Source organism: Candidatus Hydrogenosomobacter endosymbioticus (genome assembly GCF_021654655.1).
GTDB classification, from domain to species: domain Bacteria; phylum Pseudomonadota; class Alphaproteobacteria; order Holosporales; family GW7; genus Hydrogenosomobacter; species Hydrogenosomobacter endosymbioticus.
In genome coordinates this window covers 491,819-509,147 of the sequence record NZ_AP025225.1, presented here as the reverse complement: position 1 = coordinate 509,147, position 17,329 = coordinate 491,819, and the positions used below count along the sequence as shown (strand labels likewise).

At 42.0% G+C, this 17,329-nt stretch carries 15 protein-coding genes and 3 tRNA genes; 10 read left to right on the top strand and 8 right to left on the bottom strand.

What is annotated here, in order from left to right; genetic code table 11:
- Window positions 1–19 precede the first annotated feature (19 nt).
- The 3 genes from HYD_RS02365 to HYD_RS02355 all read left to right on the top strand — a co-directional run bounded on the left by HYD_RS02365 (window position 20) and on the right by HYD_RS02355 (window position 3,488).
- Entirely contained in the window at window positions 20–298 is a 279-nt protein-coding gene (locus HYD_RS02365; RefSeq protein WP_236864560.1) for an Asp-tRNA(Asn)/Glu-tRNA(Gln) amidotransferase subunit GatC, read from the top strand.
- A gap of 74 nt (window positions 299–372) precedes the next feature.
- The gene (gene gatA, locus HYD_RS02360; RefSeq protein WP_236864558.1) at window positions 373–1,830 is read left to right on the top strand and encodes an Asp-tRNA(Asn)/Glu-tRNA(Gln) amidotransferase subunit GatA; all 1,458 of its coding nucleotides are present in this window, start codon (window positions 373–375) and stop codon (window positions 1,828–1,830) included.
- A 188-nt stretch (window positions 1,831–2,018) separates the two neighbouring features.
- Window positions 2,019–3,488, top strand: coding sequence for a M23 family metallopeptidase (locus HYD_RS02355; RefSeq protein ID WP_236864556.1), 1,470 nt, complete (start codon window positions 2,019–2,021; stop codon window positions 3,486–3,488).
- 110 nt (window positions 3,489–3,598) lie between these two features.
- Here the strand turns inward: HYD_RS02355 and uvrC are convergent, their stop codons facing one another.
- Window positions 3,599–5,458 carry an excinuclease ABC subunit UvrC gene (gene uvrC / locus HYD_RS02350; RefSeq protein WP_236865811.1) on the bottom strand — a complete coding sequence of 620 codons (1,860 nt, stop codon included), beginning with the start codon at window positions 5,456–5,458 and terminating at the stop codon, window positions 3,599–3,601.
- Window positions 5,459–5,703: 245 nt separating this feature from the next.
- Between uvrC and HYD_RS02345 the strand changes: the two genes are divergently transcribed.
- The 5 genes from HYD_RS02345 (at window position 5,704) to dnaN (ending at window position 8,606) form a co-directional block, all read left to right on the top strand.
- Window positions 5,704–6,183: a DUF2497 domain-containing protein gene (locus tag HYD_RS02345; protein WP_236864554.1), complete on the top strand. Its 480-nt coding sequence runs from the start codon at window positions 5,704–5,706 to the stop codon at window positions 6,181–6,183.
- A 139-nt stretch (window positions 6,184–6,322) separates the two neighbouring features.
- Window positions 6,323–6,405, top strand: a tRNA-Leu gene (locus tag HYD_RS02340).
- Window positions 6,406–6,489: 84 nt separating this feature from the next.
- Entirely contained in the window at window positions 6,490–6,999 is a 510-nt protein-coding gene (locus HYD_RS02335) for a hypothetical protein (RefSeq protein WP_236864552.1), read from the top strand.
- 241 nt (window positions 7,000–7,240) lie between these two features.
- Window positions 7,241–7,313, top strand: a tRNA-Ala gene (locus HYD_RS02330).
- Window positions 7,314–7,472: 159 nt separating this feature from the next.
- Window positions 7,473–8,606, top strand: a complete 1,134-nt coding sequence (gene dnaN / locus HYD_RS02325) for a DNA polymerase III subunit beta (protein WP_236864550.1) — start codon at window positions 7,473–7,475, stop codon at window positions 8,604–8,606.
- Between the two features lie 163 nt (window positions 8,607–8,769).
- Here the strand turns inward: dnaN and HYD_RS02320 are convergent, their stop codons facing one another.
- Window positions 8,770–9,597, bottom strand: a complete 828-nt coding sequence (locus HYD_RS02320; protein ID WP_236864549.1) for a hypothetical protein — start codon at window positions 9,595–9,597, stop codon at window positions 8,770–8,772.
- Window positions 9,598–9,872: 275 nt separating this feature from the next.
- Between HYD_RS02320 and HYD_RS02315 the strand changes: the two genes are divergently transcribed.
- Both HYD_RS02315 and HYD_RS02310 read left to right on the top strand, forming a co-directional pair.
- The gene (locus tag HYD_RS02315) at window positions 9,873–10,445 is read left to right on the top strand and encodes a hypothetical protein (RefSeq protein WP_236864548.1); all 573 of its coding nucleotides are present in this window, start codon (window positions 9,873–9,875) and stop codon (window positions 10,443–10,445) included.
- 249 nt (window positions 10,446–10,694) lie between these two features.
- The gene (locus tag HYD_RS02310) at window positions 10,695–11,303 is read left to right on the top strand and encodes a thymidine kinase (RefSeq protein ID WP_419469458.1); all 609 of its coding nucleotides are present in this window, start codon (window positions 10,695–10,697) and stop codon (window positions 11,301–11,303) included.
- An 86-nt stretch (window positions 11,304–11,389) separates the two neighbouring features.
- On the opposite strand, the gene ruvX is transcribed toward HYD_RS02310, so the two are convergent.
- The 6 genes from ruvX to mraY all read right to left on the bottom strand — a co-directional run bounded on the left by ruvX (window position 11,390) and on the right by mraY (window position 17,197).
- Window positions 11,390–11,869 (bottom strand): Holliday junction resolvase RuvX, encoded by a 480-nt coding sequence (gene ruvX / locus HYD_RS02305; protein WP_236864546.1) that lies wholly within the window; start codon window positions 11,867–11,869, stop codon window positions 11,390–11,392.
- 216 nt (window positions 11,870–12,085) lie between these two features.
- Window positions 12,086–12,739, bottom strand: a complete 654-nt coding sequence (locus HYD_RS02300) for an ATP-dependent Clp protease proteolytic subunit (protein WP_272876439.1) — start codon at window positions 12,737–12,739, stop codon at window positions 12,086–12,088.
- A gap of 43 nt (window positions 12,740–12,782) precedes the next feature.
- Window positions 12,783–14,237, bottom strand: coding sequence for a trigger factor (gene tig, locus HYD_RS02295; RefSeq protein WP_236865807.1), 1,455 nt, complete (start codon window positions 14,235–14,237; stop codon window positions 12,783–12,785).
- 44 nt (window positions 14,238–14,281) lie between these two features.
- Window positions 14,282–14,363 (bottom strand) — tRNA-Leu (locus HYD_RS02290).
- 215 nt (window positions 14,364–14,578) lie between these two features.
- Window positions 14,579–15,997: a cysteine--tRNA ligase gene (gene cysS / locus HYD_RS02285; protein WP_236864545.1), complete on the bottom strand. Its 1,419-nt coding sequence runs from the start codon at window positions 15,995–15,997 to the stop codon at window positions 14,579–14,581.
- Between the two features lie 117 nt (window positions 15,998–16,114).
- Complete coding sequence (mraY, locus tag HYD_RS02280) at window positions 16,115–17,197, bottom strand: phospho-N-acetylmuramoyl-pentapeptide-transferase (RefSeq protein WP_236864543.1); 1,083 nt, start codon at window positions 17,195–17,197, stop codon at window positions 16,115–16,117.
- Window positions 17,198–17,329: the final 132 nt, after the last annotated feature.

The window sequence follows — 17,329 nt, the reverse complement described above, 5'->3', positions numbered from 1 at the left end:
GGTGGGCTTATACGACTGTATGGTGAGCGTGAAAGATATAGAAAGAGTTTCGGAGTTGGCGTGTGTGGAGCTTTCTGAAGATGAAGTAGCGAGGATGGCGTCGGATGTAGACGGTATTCTGGGTATGATAGATCAAATGTCTGATGCGGACGCAGCGAAGGCTGATTTTTTCGAAGGAAAAGAGATGGGGATGAGGTCGGATGTTTTGGCCGAAGATTCTGACTCTGCATCTTGTTCGGCTGTGAAAAGCTGCGAGCTTACAGAGGGCGGAACATTTGTTGTTCCAAAATTTATTTAGCTAATGTTTATTTTCGCTCGTGTAAACAGATTTGTTTTTCGGGATGAAATAATAGTATTTTGATGGTTGATGGTATGAGAGAATTATTAAAGCTGGGCTTAGAGGAAGTTCAAAAAGGACTTTCTAATAAGGATTTTTCTGCGAGCGAATTGGTAAGCGCGTATATATCTCGGGCGAAAGAAACTGCGCATTTAAATGCATATATTACGCTTTCTGAGGAGAGCGCTATGGATGCAGCAAGAGAAAGCGACAGGAGAATAGCTAAGGGCGAGGCTCGCAGTATGGAAGGCGTTCCGATTGGTATAAAAGACCTATTCTGCACAAAGGGAGAACGAACGACGGCTGCGTCGCGTATGCTTTATAATTTCGTTCCGCAATATGAGTCGCATGTGACAGAGCTTGCTAAAAGTGCTGGCTGTGTATCTGTTGGCAAGCAAAATATGGATGAATTTGCGATGGGGTCTGCCAGTAATACAGGTGTTTTTGGTGAGGTGCGTAACCCGTGGGATACTGAATGTCTTGCAGGAGGGTCTTCTGGCGGCGGCGCAGCTTCTGTCGCAGCTATGTCTGCTCTCGTAGCGCTCGGGACCGACACGGGCGGGTCTGTTCGTCAACCGTCGTCGTTTTGTGGAGTTGTTGGTGTGAGGCCGACGTATGGAAGATGCTCTAGGTTTGGAATAATAGCGTATGCGTCTTCTTTTGATCAGGCCGGAGTGTTTGCGAGGTCTACAGAAGACTGCGCAAAGATGCTTCAGGTTATATCCGGGCACGATCCGCGCGACGCTACATCTTCTAAAGAGAAAGTGCCGCTGTTTTCTGAGAAAATAGGCAAATCTATAAAGGGGATGCGAGTTGGAATCCCAAAAGAATGGGAAACCGACGGTCTTGAGCCTTGCGTAGCTTCTGCTTGGGAAAACTGGAAGAGATGGCTCCGCGAAGCTGGATGTGAGATAGTTTCAGTTTCTATACCGAGCTTGAAATATGCAATGGCTTGCTACTATGTGCTTGTTCCGGCGGAAGCATCGTCAAACCTAGCGCGGTATGATGGTATTCGATATGGCCACAGGACCGATAGTTTCATAGATGTGCAGGGGTTATACAAAAAAAGCAGGGCGGAAGGGTTTGGTTGGGAGGTGAAACGGCGAATCATAATCGGAACATATGTTCTTTCTCACGGATATTATGATGCGTATTACAAAAAGGCACAAAAAGTTCGGGCAATGATTGCGAAAGAATTTATGGATACGTTTTCAGGAGGAATAGATGTGCTGCTGAGTCCAACGTCTCCGACAACAGCGTTTAGATCTGACGATGCGCCAACAGACCCTGTGACATTGTATTTGAATGACATGTTGACCCTTCCGATAAATGTCGCTGGTGTGTGCGCGATAAGTGTTCCGGGTGGAGTGAGCGAGCATATGCGTCCGATAGGGCTACAGTTGATTGCTGCGCCATTCCAAGAGGGGAAATTGTTTCAGTTTGCATCTGTGATAGAGAAAAATGCAGCGATGCCAAGGTGCCCATTAGCATAGTGATGCTTTATTTCTGAAAATAAAGGCTTTGCTATGGGTGCGTATGTGTCTATATTAGTGTGAACATGTTTTATATTTTCCGCGTGACCTATGGTGTGGCCATGGCGCTGTGCGGTGTGGGGGGGCTGCTTAGATGTGCTGGTGGCGTTTATATAAGTTCCAAAAACTGTAAGTGAGCGGGTTTAATCGTGAGAGAGAAGTGGCTTGTTTTTCGAGAAAAGTTTTTAGGGCATGTTGCTAATACTACCAGGATTTTCTGTTCACGCATAAAGTCCGTTGTTTTTTGGGTGGTGTTTGTGCGTCGAGCTCTGTTGAATAGATTATTCAATGAAACGGTCATAACATTTTTTATGATTTGCACGTATATTTGGGGGCTTGTTTATTTTTATAGCAGGTCTGGCGAATTGAGCAGCAAGCATAAGTTTTGCGATAATGAAGACATAGAGCTTATAGATGTAGAAAAATATCGAAAAGAAATTTACGAGACTTACGATTCCATAATGGGAATAAAAGGTCAAAAACATAGGAATTTCAAAAGGGTAGTCGAGGAATCGCACGATCTTGAATGCGGGGAAAGTGTTTCAGATTTTTTGATATCGATGGGCCTTCCTAGAGACCAGGTATATTCCTCTGTAAGCGCCCTCTCATCAAAACTTGATATGAGATTTATAAAAGCTGGCCAGGAAGTAAGTGTTTCGTATGAATGTTTTCAAAACAGGAGGGGGGCATCCGAAAAAAGGCTGCTATCGGTTGAAATAAAGCCGGAGATAGCTTTTTCTCTTAGGGTTTTTCGCGACAAGAATGGAAAATACCTGTGCAAAAAAATAAAAACAACAATATCGAGTGAGTATGTCCGCATTGATGGCAAGGTGAGAAAAAACATATACAAGGATATGATAAAAGCAGGGGCCGATCCGGCAGTAGTGAGCGAGTTTATAAAGGCGTTTAGCTATGACGTTAATTTTCAATTAGACCTTCAGCCTGGCGACTTGTTTGCTGTTTTATATAAAGAAATCGTTGATAAGGACTCTGGCGTTCGACAACCTTGCGGGATAATGTGCGCCAAGATTACTGTAAGCGGAAGGGAGTATAGGCTTTATAAACACAGGCCTTCTGGCGCGCCCAAGGCTGTGTTTTATAATCAATGCGGGGTCTCTAACCAGAAAGTGTTTCTTAAAACCCCAGTTGATGGAGCGCGTTTGTCGTCAAGGTTTGGTAAGAGGAAACACCCAATACTTTCTTATACTAAGCTTCATAAGGGCGTTGACTTTGCGGCTCCGATAGGAACTCCAATTATGGCTGCTGGAGATGGCGTTATAGAGAAAATGTGTTTTTTCGGCGCATATGGGAATTACATTTTAATAAGGCATGGCGGAGGCTATCAGACGGCTTATGCTCATGTAAGCAGCTATGCGAAAGGTATGAGAGTTGGCAAAATTGTTAGGCAGGGACAAAAAATAGCTTTTATTGGCGCTACTGGAAGAACAACAGGTCCTCATCTCCACTTTGAAGTTCTCAGAGGAGGGAAACATATTGATCCTACATCAGTGAAAATGGCCTCACTTTGCAGTCTTTCTGGAAAACAACTGCTTGAATTTAGAGAATATGCTAGAAGGATCTCCGAAATTTATATAAGAACAAAGCCGTATTGCGAATAGATTTGGATGCAAATAATGCTGTTTTGCTTTGCGATTTTTCTGAGAGAGGTTGAGGGATTAATATGCAAGCGAGGAAATTAAGCTGTCTTCTGTTTGTTGTGGGCTTATGATTAGCGGTTCTGGCGAAAAAATTCAAAAATCTCCTTTGCCATAGAGCGACTGATCCCAGGAACGCTTTCTAGCTCGATTATGCTCGCATCTTTTATCTTGTCGATACTCCCGAAGTTTTTTAATAGAGCGTTTTTCCTCGTCTCTCCGACACCTCTGATCTCTCCAAGTATAGACTTAATCATTCGCTTTTTTCTTTTGTTTCTATGAGATGTTATCGCGAATCTATGAGCTTCGTCGCGAAGGATTTGGATGTATTGAAGAACTGGGTCGCTGTTTTTGAAGCGAATTTCATCGCCGGAATCCGTATATAAAACTTCGTTTCCAGCATTCCTGTTTTCACCTTTAGCGATTGAGATTATTCGTATGTTTTTTGCTTCTGTATCAGCAACAGCTTCTATAGCTGCGTTAAGGTGTCCTTTTCCCCCATCTATTATGATTACATCTGGCAGGTTTTTGATGGTTTGGTCTTCCAGTCTGCGCTTGAGTAGAGTTTTCATCATACAGTAGTCGTCTCCCATAAAATTTGTCATAGAAAATTTTCTATATGATTTTCTATAAAACCCATCAGGACCGCCTACTATCATTGCGCCGAGAGCGTCTGTTCCGAACAGGTGGCTATTGTCAAACGCCTCTATTCTTTTTATTTCTCTATCGAGTTTAAGAAAAGATTTTATTTCGCCAATAGCGTCTGCGACTCTACGCGAATCGGAGATTTTTTTGCCAAGCGCGATTCCGGCGTTGACAAGCGCTTGTTGCACTATTTCTTTTTTTTCTCCCTTTCTTGGGACGTGAAGCACGGGCTGGCGGCTAAATCTCTTTTCTAAAGCATTTTTTATAAGCGGAAGTTCGTGAGGAACATGACTTAATAGGATTAATTCTGGCGGAGAAATTTTGTCATAAAATTGTACGATGAATGCGTGCAGAATGTGTTTTATAATTTCTGAGTTTCCAAATTCTTGATCAGCTCTGATATTTTCACTAATGTCTTGAGCGTTAAAAAAGAACGCTTCGCTTCCATAATTTGCTCCAGAACGAAAGCGCACAACAACTACGCAAACAACCCCTAGCTCTTCTTGAGCAGCTAATACGTCAGCGTTATTGATTGACTTTGCGTGAATGAACTGTTTTTTCAAAAGCGCTGTTACCGCCTTAATTTTATCGCGAGTTTTTGCTGCCTCTTCATAGTTTTGGTTGTTGCTTTGTTCGTCCATTTTTTTTATCAGCTGCTTTTTTATATCTTCATTTTTCCCGCTAAGAAACTCTATGGCTGATTTCACAGATGCCGTATATTCATCGCGAGAAATTTTTTTTACACATGGAGCAGAGCAACGTTTTATATAATACTGCAGACATGGCCGGCTTCTCGATTTGAAAACGCTGTCGCTGCACGATCTGATGCAGAAAATCTGGTAGAGCGACGACAGCATTTCGTCTACATACTCAAGAAATGGGCCAAAAGATTTACATGTGTTTCTAAAAGGTTTTCTTTGTTTTTCAAGTCGAGGAAAATCAGAGCTGTCTATTGTTATATAAAATGGGGATTTTCCGTCTTTGAGAAGTATATTGTATTGCGGCTGCGATTTTTTTATTACGTTCGCCTCAAGTAAAAGAGCTTCTGTTTCTGTGTATGTTGCTATGGTTTCTACAGACGCGATTCTTACTACCATGCGTCTGATTCTGTTGCTAAGCGAGTCGATTCTAGTATAGCTCAAAAGTCGAGGGTGAAGTCTTTTTGCTTTTCCCACATACATCACAACTCCAGCAACATCGAGCATTTTATACACGCCAGGGCCGTCCGGAGTGTGTTGTATTGCGAATAGGATGGCCTTTTTCCATTTTTCTTCGATGATTACGCTCACGCACAAAAGATTTATCTAAAATAAACCCAATTATACCACAGATATACTTAGCTGCGTTGTGGTCTAGGTTAGCCTGCATTATATTTTTTTCGCATAGAAGTATTTTGGTGGAAAAATTCATCTGAGGTAAAAATTTGCTCAAATGCAAAAAATATTTTTTACGCTCGGAAATTGAATGTAATTTGGAAATCGAGTGTAAATTTTCTACAAATAAAATAATAATTTATTGTTTTGACAAAAGGTATATGGTAAAATCAGAGGTTCACTTTTTGTCGTTGTTATTGATGGAGAAGCATTTTTTTGGTAGAGATCATGCAGGAGACGAGAGTATGGAAGAGATTCTTTCTTCTATTAAAGGTATGATCTATAAGGGTGATGGGCAGGACCAGTTCGACGAGTCTAACGTGATAGACCTAAACCGTCCTATTGATGATTCAAGAGAATTAAAAGACAGGCATAAGGTTCATGGCAGTAAAGAGCCTGAGCTTAATAGAGCGGAGGAGCCGTCAGAAGCAATTATGAAAGCGATGGACCCGTTGTTTAAAGCTCTGTCAATAAGAAACGAGAGGAAGCAGGCATCTATGAAGAATAAAAGTATGGAGGAGTTTCTGGCCGACCTGGCGGAGCCTCTTATCAAAGACTGGATAGAGCATAACCTTGCAGGTATTATAGAAAAAAGCGTAGATGCATATATAAGGCAGATGATGGAAAAAGCTATCAAATAGCCACGACTTGTGCTCTGCTTTGTAATACCATAGTTTAAGTCGACTTTTGTTGCTTGTTATGGATGTTTCTGGAGAATCTGAATCATATTGCTAAGCCTATTGACCTGGAGCCGCGTGATCTGCAATATAATATCCTTAGGCCCGTTTGGTGGAATTGGTAGACACAGTAGACTTAAAATCTGCCGGTTAACAGCCGTGCCAGTTCGACTCTGGCAACGGGCACTTTGTTCCTTGTTGTTTTTAACTAATTGTTTATTATAAGCAGCATATAATTAATTATATTAGCTAGACAATGAAAAGAATAATATGAAAAAAATACTGTTAATTACTGTATTGGCAGCGGTTGCTTCTGTTGGAGCAAGCGTTAACGCGGCTCAGAAAAATAATCCTGGCGGGAAAGTCGCTCCTGGAATTCAGGCTCCAAAGCTGCAAATGAATAACGCTGCTATCCAACAACCAAAACAGGGCAACTTGCCCCAGGCGGAGGCTCCGGAGTCTGAAGGGCAAGATGATGATGATGACGATGCTCCAGCTCCAGGCGCTCCTATGGCCCAAGTAATGCAGAGACCTGGAGTGGTTGTCCCTATTGGACAAAGACCTCCGATGAATCTTTCCCCAGGCCTATCTCCAATGCCTGGATTGATGTCGAGAATGGGACCTCCCCCTCTTGGACAGCCACCAATGATTGGCGGCGGTTTTGCGACTTCTCCAGGAAATGTAGATCCATCTCAATTTAGCAACATTGCTAAGAAAATAGAGTTTTGCCAGCAATTGCTCAGCCCTTCCCCATCTTTAATGGGCGCTCAGCAACACTAATAAAAACAAGCTTTGCTGTTTTAATGGACTGAGGAAGTATACCGGTCGGTTTCATTCTGGCCGGTTTTTTTATGTTAAATTTTTCGTAACGGTTTCGTTTTGATTTTTGTTATCGCTTGTATGTGGAAAGTATTTGCTGTTTTCAGTAGATTCCGCCAGGGCTCGGCTTGTTGCTTCGCGTAGTCATGAAAATTTCTGTAAGGTTTGACTGAGATAAAAACCGAGGGTATATTATCATCGAGGGGTTATAGCTCAGCTGGGAGAGCGCTGCAATGGCATTGCAGAGGTCGGCGGTTCGATCCCGCCTAGCTCCATACTTCTGGTATTTTTAGCAGCGTTTTGCCGTTCATTTTTTCGAGTGGGATCGTAGATTTTCGGCTTATTTGGCTTTTTTCACGGAAGAGCTTGCGTTTTATGTTAAAAAATTGATAAATTTCCATATATTATGGCATTTTGCTGACTAAGGTATATGCATGAAGGTATGCATAAATAGGGAGCCGTTTTTAAGGGCGCTGTCTTTTCAAAGCGGTATTGTTGAACGTAAGGGCACTGTTCCGATTCTTTCTCATGTTTTGATTGTTGCTAGCAATGAGCAAGACGGTCGTGGAGGTGCGTTGGTTTTAACTGGGACTGATTTGGAAGCTAGTCTTGTTGAGATGGTGCCGTGTTCGATGGAGATTGCAGGGGAGACAACAGTTTCTGTTCATATGCTGTTCGATATAGTTCGTAAGCTTACGCAGGATTCGGACATTTCTATGTGCACGTCTGAGGGGGATGCCCAGTTTCTCACTCTCACGAGCGCTGATTCTGAATTCAAACTGCCTACACTTCCTGCTATTGATTTTCCTCAAATTCATCCTCGCGCGCTTCAAAACAGCATTACAATCGATGGAAGTTTGCTTAGGCAATTGATAAACAAAACTAAGTTTGCGATGTCGACAGATGAGTCTAGGCATGTCCTTAATGGCTTATACTTCCATATAGACGACGAGAAAATATGCGCGGTTGCAACAGATGCTCACAGGTTAGCGCTTAGCTGTATAAATGTTGCTGGGGCCTCAAAGGACATGCCTAGCATTATCGTTGGAAGAAAGTCGATAAATGAACTGAGCAAGCTGTTAGAGAGGTGCGAAGGTTCTGCAAGGATTTCTTTTTCTTCAAGCCAGATATTAGTTGAATTTGGAGATGTGTGCTTTTCTTCAAGACTCGTCGAAGGAAAGTTTCCAGACTATAATCTTGCTATTCCGAAGGATTTTTCGTTTAGCATATCTGTTGTTGCTAAAGAGGTTGCTAACAGCGTCGACAGAGTTGCTATGATGAGCCCTGAAAAAAATCGTGCGGTTAGAGTTTCGTTGCAAAATTCTCAGATGTCGATTTCTGCATATAGCGAACAGTATGGTTCTGGGATAGAAAGGATCCATGGGGTTGGTTATGACTCCAGCGACGTGTTTTCTATAAACTTTAATCCTCGCTATCTTATGGACATATGTGCACAGGCCACTGATGAGGGCCTTGTTATGAATTTTAAAGATTCGACATCGCAGATGCTCGTGCGAGATCCATCTGATGATCGTTCTGTTTATGTGCTTATGCCGATGAGGTCATAGGTTAGGGTTTTTTGAGAGCGAGGCTTAGTGTCTTTAGGCTTTTGGAAATGGGCGTTTCGTAGTTTACTTTTAATAGGGTTGATGTGATTGGCATTGAGAAAATAAAGGCCAATGTCTGGGCATTGGCCTGATAGTTTGTTGTCATAACAAGATATTTACTTTTCTATTTTAAGTTGTGTTGTCCCTGGCATATTTGATTATTGTGGTCACAAGATGAGGCGCAGTTCTTGTTGCTTCCGTCGCACAATTTTACGCATTTAGGGGTGTCGGCGCTGCACTTGCTAGAGCATTTATTGTATTCGCGTAGACATTTGCTTACATGTTCTGGAGACGAATTTACAGGTATAACTACTGGCGTTACCGTTGGAGTTGGGAACATTCCTCCGCTGCTTGGAGGTATTAGGCCTCCAGGAGGTGTAGTTCCGCCTGTGCTGCTTCCTCCGCTGCTTGGAGGTATTAGGCCTCCAGGAGGTGTAGTTCCGCCTGTGCTGCTTCCTCCGCTGCTTGGAGGTATTAGGCCGCCAGGAGGTGTAGTTCCGCCTGTGCTGCTTCCACCGCCACTTGGAGGTGTAGGAGTTGGTGTAGGAGTTGTTCCGCCCGTTCCACTTCCTCCGCCACTTGGAGGTGTAGGAGTTGTTCCGCCTCCAGAAGGGGAGTCTGGTGTTGGCGCAGGAGTTGGTGGAGTGTCTCCGCTTGTATTAGGGGTTGAATTTGGCTGGGAAGATGGGCTGTCCGTAGGGGTGGTTGCGCCTCCTCCGGATGATTTTTTGTCTTTATGCTTTTCCTGCTTTTTGCCTTTTTCTTCTTTATGCTTTTTGTTTTTTTTACTGGATTTTTCTTTTGAGCTAACTTTTTTGTTTTTTCCTTTTTCTTTTTTCTTATGAGAGGAGTTTTCTCCCTCTTTTTTCTTGTGCTCTTCTTCTGCTGCAAATGCGTTCACGGACATGCCGAGTATGATAGCTGCAAACAGACCGAATAAATTTTTATTCATTCTTCCTCCTTTATTTTATGCAAGAAAACAAATATTTCAGTAAATATTTTCTTTATGCAAGAGTATTTGTATACGATTACAGTATACGACTGCTTTATTAAAAAAATGTTGAGTATAATTTAGAAATTTTAAGCTTTATAAACGTATAATTTTTATACGACGAGCGGTCATATGTAAACGCTAAATTCTAAACGCGTTTTTAACAATATATAAGTACTATTGGTAATACAAAGCGTTTAAATTTTTGCTCAAAAGCACAAAATTTGGAGGGATAAATGAATAAAACAAAAGGTATTATTATGCTGTTTGCGCTTGCTGCGATTTCGATAGCTCAGGTTGTAAGCGCAGGGCCAAAAATAGTGAAAATCAAACCGGGGCAGACCCGCGAACAGGCCCTTAAGAAACATATAGATAAACAAAAGAAGTCTAAACAAAAAAAGTCTAACCCAAAAAAGCCTAAACAAAAAAAGCCTAATAAAAATAAATCCAGTAAAAAAAGTACACCAAAAACCTATGATACTAATAGCGGAGCAAGTGGTGGTGGAGGCGGGAGCGGGGGCGGGAGTTCTTCTGGAGGAGGCCAAACCGGTCAACCTCAAACTGATCCGAACACCCCTGTTGTTCCTTCTTCAGTGAATCCTGATGCTGCAAGGGCTTGTTTTGACGGATATAATTCGTGCTCTAAAAGGTGCACAACTGGAAGCACGAACTGCACGCAGAACTGTCAAAAATCTGGTGATAGTTGTCGCTCAGTATGCGAAAATCAAGCAAAAAAATGTTCGCAGCCACCTACGGACTGTAATGATATAAACAACTGGACGCTGCTGCATAAACCACCTCAGCAATAAGTGTTTTTATGAATAAGTCTGCGTCTGTTGTAAGCAAACATGTTGAGGCAAGATGTTTGTTTATGTGGCGCAGATTTTTTCCTAAGAAAAAAATTTATGGCTTGCAATTACAAGAAAAATTCTAAAGACCATCACAGTGTGTATCATGGTTTTAGCCTATGGAAGCTCGGAGTAATACTTTAGCTTGTCTTTATGATAAGTCCTGTGGTAAGTTGGCTTCGGGTCTTATGGCGCAAAGGAAAGTCTTCAGTGGCGAAGCTATACTTTTACTACTCCGCAATGAATGCAGGCAAAACCACTTCTTTGCTTCAGTCCAGTTACAACTATAATGAACGCGGAATGAATACGTTGTGTTTTTTGCCTAAATGTATGTCTGTTTCTGAAAGAGGACAAAAGATACATTCTCGCATAGGTATTGATGGTGGGGCTACTTGTTTTGATGAAAGCTTTTCTTTCTGCGATTTTGTCAACGGCGACGTTACTCGAGATAAAATTTCGTGCTTGCTTATAGACGAAGCGCAATTTTTGACAAAACTTCAAGTGTATGAATTGACGGATATTGTTGACTTCATGAACATTCCTATCTTGACGTACGGATTACGTACGGATTTTTTGCAGAATTTGTTTGAAGGTAGCAAGTATCTTCTTGCATGGGCAGATGAGTTGATAGAAATAAAAACCATATGCTTTTGTGGCAAGAAAGCTACGATGACTGCTCGTGTATCCTCTGATGGGAGAGTATTTAACAGCGGAGAGCAACTGGCTTTTGGTGGTAATGAAAGCTATATTTCGTTTTGCAGAAAACATTATAAAATGTCTTTAGAGAGAGGGGTTGCGCTTGTTTGCGAAGATCAATGAGAAATTAGAGAATTTTTAAGTGATTTCTGTAGAAAGGGTTGGTTTTGCTTATGTTGAAAGAAATTGTATAGTGTTTGTTTGTAGAATTAAGGGTGTTCTGCGCGCGCTCTGATATTAGAGAATAGGTCGAGGGCGCCTTGAAGGAAAAAGGCTGCCGCGTGCTTGTCGGAATGCGAGAACACTTTTTTTTTTGTGTTTTTTTGAGGAGCGTATACTGCGACTGCGCGTGAACTAAGACGTTCATCGTAAAGACAAATGTTGATGTTAACAGATTTCGAGATGTTTTCAGACAGGCTTTTGACCGATTGGCAATTTTTGTTGAATCCGCCATCCATATCAATGGGCCATCCAATGACTATTCCTCCTATTTTATAATCGTGAATTATGCGCTCTAGCTCATATAACAAAGTTTTCCACGGTTTTGTCGGGCAATCAACTAATGCCGCAGCGATTTTTTGATCAGCATCTGATACTGCTATTCCTGTGTGTTTGGATCCCCAGTCTATTCCTAGAACGGCTCGTCCACGAGTGTTTTCAGCGAAATCGTATAGGCTTATAAGTGTCATTATGTGCTTTGTTCCAGCTCGACGGTCCAGCCTATTATGCCTATTATTTTATGTAAAAAGCGCAAGAATTTACTAGACAAAATTATTTTGCACGCTAAGAGTCGGAACTTAATAACAGCACTTTGGGTTGTTCGCCAACGCAAAGCATACGACATAAGAGCAAACTTAAAATTTATGGTACGCTATGCTCAGAAGGATTTACTGGATGACAAATAACTATTTCATAGCAGATTCGCGAGCGCTTATAACTTTGTCTATAATTCCAAGTTCAAGGGCCTCATTAGCTGATAGGAAACAGTCTCTGTCTGTCATCTCTTTCACTTTATCATGGCTCAGCCCGGTCTTTTCTGAGATTATATTATTTATAATTGTTTTCATAAGGAGAATTTCTTTAGCGTGAATCTCGATGTCGCTGGCCTGGCCGCGGACGCCTCCAAGAGGCTGGTGTAGCATGATTCTGCTGTTAGGTAGCGATATTCTTTTTCCATTTGCTCCACAGCATAATAGAAGAGCTCCTGCAGAAGCTGCCTGCCCTACGCATATTGTGGATACGCTTGGTCTCACATATTGCATTGTGTCGTATATTCCAAACGCTGATGTAATAACTCCACCCGGAGAGTTTATATACAGGCAAATGTCCTTATCGGGGTCTTCAGACTCGAGAAACAGCAATTGTGCGCATACTAGAGACGCGGTGTCGTCATTTATTTCTCCAGTTAGGAATATTATCCTTTCTTTTAATAGTCGGGAAAAAATATCAAAGGCTCTTTCTCCGCGTCCACTTTTTTCTATCACCATAGGGACGAGGGAGGAAGAGTAAGGCTCGACCTGCCCTTTGCCACATTGCGACTTATCTCTATAAAAGTACATGTCTAAACCTACCCTATACAACTACACAAGACTACACCATTCGTTATTGCTGATTTGCTAACGATCTCTCCATACTGGGCTCTTTGGCCTCAATATTACTCTCGACAGATTCTTCATGAGCAGAGTAAACCCCGACAGATTTTGCTAGCAGTTTGAGCTCGTCAATCGACACATTTTTATTCTCATGTTTGCACTGACTTATCAACCAGTCAAAGGCCTTGTTTTCGCATATTTTAGAGTATACCTTAGAGAGCTCTTCTCTGTTTTGCGAGTAATACTTATAAATTTCTTCTCTTTGTCCATTGTGTTTTTCAGCTATGGCTTCTATCTCTTCGCGTATTTCTTCATCCGATGCTGAAATATTTTGCGTTCGTATGGTTTCTTCTATCAAAATGCCTACTCGTACAGAAGACAGAGAGCGCTTACGTATGTCTTCCATAATCTCGTTTTCTTTTTTTCCAAGCATTTTTTCTATAATAGTGACGGCGTCTTGATAGCTGGCATCTTTGTGAGCAGCAGACCTAAGAAGAGAAAGCCACCTTGCCTCTTTTTCTTTTTCGACAAGCCCCTCTGGGGTTTCAATTTCTATTTTTTCCGCCGCCTTTTTGATGAAGTTTTCTAGCTGGATTCTTGAAGCTAGGCTATCAGAAAAACTCTTTATTTTTTCAGCGACGCTTTTTTTGAGCTCGCTAAGAGTTTCATAGCCCAGAGATTTAGCGAAATCTTCATCTACGCTATGCGGTACTGTATTTTTTATTTCTAGAAACTTAACTTTAAATCCAACTTTTTGACCAGACATCTGTTGTATTGGAAATCTTTTTGGGACGCGCACTTTTTGAGTTATTTCGTGTCCAGCAGAAATTCCAACCAGCTCTTTTTCAAATTCTTTGGGGAACATAGACTGTCCGAGAACAAGTTCTCCGCTTGCTGTTTGTGTTTCTCCGCTAGGAAGAGAGTATTCTATTAAATACGACAGAGTGTCTCCAACTTGGGCTGGGCGAGGATCCTTCATAGGCTCAGATTTTGTCTTGGATTTTGCGGAATTCTCTAGGTGCTCGGATATTACTGTGTCGTTTATGTCGACGGTATAGTCGAATAAAGTGATTTCTGACAGATTTATTTCTGGAAGGTCAGGCATAAGCTCAAATTCTATTTTTATTGAGCTGTCGAGCACATTGTTGCTGTCGCCAGATTCGAGTGTTTCTATTTCATATTTTGGGCTTGTCGCAAGGCGAAAATTTTGTTCACGGGCTATCCTGTTAGAGGCATCGTTCGCGATATTTTCTATAGTTTTTTGAATGGCTTCATGGCCAAAATTTTTCACCAAAAAATTTGTCGGAGCTTTGCCGGGCCGGAACCCGTCTATTCTAGAATTTTTTTGTTTATTAGAAAGATACGAAAGCATTCCGTATTTCAAGAGCTCAGACGGAATGTCAACGCGAAACTCTCTTTTTAAACCGCCGTTTTGACCAGAAATGTCTGTTATTCTTATATCCATTTCCACGCTGCCTCCTATACTCAAGCATCAAGAACTCAATTTCGTGCGGGTGGAGGGAGTTGAACCCCCACAGCTCTCGCCACAAGAACCTAAATCTTGCGTGTCTACCAATTCCACCACACCCGCTCAGCTATATGATAGTTAAAATTTTAGTCACAGTCACCACCATACTGGATAATTGTACATTGAAAACATTGAACAATTGTTTTTTCTTAATTTTTGCTATGGTGATATTGTGATTAGGATGAATCGAAAATACGAGAAACTAACTCTGCAAACAACGAACGCTGTTGTAAGAGATAGCTATAGCAATTTTGAATTGAAGTTGGAGCAACAAAATATCATCGGATCAGTTTCCATGACGTTTTTCCATCTGCGCTGTCCTCAAGCTCGACTCCTAGGTCGTTGAGCTTATTTCTGATAGAGTCCGACAACGCGAAATCTTTTTCTTTTCTTGCCTTTTCTCTCTCATATATTAGCGCTTCTATGACATCTGTTGAAATGCTTTGCGTATGTTTATCAATAGACTTAAACCATAAATCTGCTTTTTGTGGCAAAAATCCTAGTAATTGAGCAGATTTTTTAAGAATAGCTGCATGTTTAGCTCCTTCGCTTCCGCGTAGTTTGTTTGTTTCTTTTGCTATTTCTTGAAGTCGCCTCATTGCGCTTGGCGTGTTGAAATCGTCACACAAACACTCCAACACGGCTTCGTCTGGCGAGACCTCGTCTATGACCGCGGGAATGCCATCGTCGTATTTTCTTATGCTTGTGTATAGGTGGTCTATACAAGAGAGTGACTGCTGTAAGAGCTGTTCTTCCCAATTGAGCACATGTCGGTAATGTGTAGATAAAAGGGCCCAACGTATAACTTCTCCGTTGAATTTTTCCAGGGCGTCTTTTAGTAAAATGAAGTTGCCAAGAGATTTAGACATTTTCTCTCCGTTGACAATTAGCATGTTGTTGTGCATCCAGTATCTTGCGAATATCCCTTTTTGTCCTTCTAAGAGCTCTTCTTCAAGCGCGGCGCAGCTTTGAGCTATTTCGTTTTCGTGGTGTGGAAAAATCAGGTCGTTCCCGCCTCCATGTATGTCAAATGGAGCCCCTAGATATTTATAGCTCATAGCAGAACACTCGATGTGCCATCCTGGACGTCCATATCCCCACGGACTGTCCCATCCAGGCTCTCCTGCTTTAGACGGCTTCCATAGAACGAAATCTTCAGGTGAATCTTTATATGTTGCCACTTCGACTCGTGCTCCGTGTACTATTTGATCCATAGGCATACGCGACAAAGAACCGTAGTTTGGAAATGATGACACGTCAAACAAAACATGGTAGTCGCGCGCGTACGCATGGCCAGACTCAATCATTCGCACTATAAGAGAGATCATTTCCTCTATGTGGTCTGTTGCTCTTGGTTCTATGTCTGGGGGAAGGTTTAGAATGCGAGCAGAGTCTCTATGGAACATGTCTGTCGTTCCTTCGGTGAGCTCTTTGATCGATATTTTGCGCGCCCTAGCTGCGTCGTTAATCTTATCGTCAACATCGGTGAGGTTGCGGACATAAGTTACACTTGCGAATGCATGTCTCAAGAAACGTACAAACGAGTCAAATATGGTGCAAGACCTTGCATTACCAAGGTGAATGGGGCCATACACTGTTGGACCACATACGTATATACCGACATTTTCCTGAACTATTGGTATGAATTCTTCTTTTTTTCTCGAGAGAGTGTTGTATATGGCAATGCGTAGGGTCATCACATAAAAATGCCGAACTGACACGAGACCAATGCTATCACGAATGTTGCTTACTAGCCATACGTTATTATTGCAGGAAGGTGCTTTGTATGGTGTTTTCAGAAAATGCAGAGCCGTTTATCGTAACTTAAGAGCGGCCATAGCTGCCGCAGCTAGTATGGCTGATATTATCCAAAACCTAGCTACTACTGTCGATTCGCTCCACCCTTTTTTTTCGAAATGGTGGTGTATTGGAGCCATTAGAAACACTCGTTTTCCTGTGCTTTTGAATGAGGCGACTTGTATTACTACAGACAAAGCTTCTGCAACGAATACGCCTCCCATTATAGCTAGCAAAATTTCTTGTTTAAGCGCGACTCCGATAAACCCTAAGAGTCCTCCAAGTGAGAGCGACCCAACGTCTCCCATAAATATTCTTGCTGGATGGGCGTTATACCATAAAAATCCTAAGCAGGCTCCGACGGTTGCGCAGCATAGCACAGAAAGCTCTCCTGCGTGTTGTATCACCGGAATTTTCAGGTAGTTGGCAAATATTGCATGGCCACTAACGTACGCGATTACTCCTAGGGCGGAAAAAGATATCATAGTTGGGCCGACAGCTAGTCCGTCTAGACCGTCAGTTAAGTTCACGGCGTTTGAGCTTCCGACAATTACAAAAGCGGCAAACGCAACGTAAAGCGCTCCTATATCAAAAGCGGCGTGCTTGAACAATGGAAAAAGGATAGAGCTGCGCAATCCGATAGGTTGGATCATGTATACGCAAAGGACAACTAAAATAGCGACTATTATTTGTGAGACCAGTTTATTTTTTGCGCTTAGTCCATTCGAATTCGATTTGCGTAATTTACTAAAATCGTCGACGGCGCCTATCGCTCCGAACCCTATAATCACGCAGCATGCGATAATGATGTATTGATTAGATATATCTGCCCATAAGAACACAGACACCAGTAAAGATGTGATTATAAGTAGGCCTCCCATAGTTGGAGTTCCTTTTTTGAACACGTGCTGTTCTGGTCCGTCGCTTCGTATTGGTTGCCCTGCTTTTTGCAATTTTTGCATACGTCTGATGAAAATAGGACCGCAGAAAAAAACTATAAAAAATGCAGTAACAAATGCAGCTATAGAACGAAAAGTTATATACCTGAAAACATTTAGGCACGGGATGCTTTTAGAGAATTCGCTTAATAGACGCAACATTTGTTTTTTATGCAACAGACAGCTCGTAAATTATGCGATTTCTTCTGGCTTTGTTGCAAGACGCTATGTGCTGTGGCGTTAAAATACGATTACTATATTTGAGGCCGATAGGATTATGTTTGTTTTTACAAA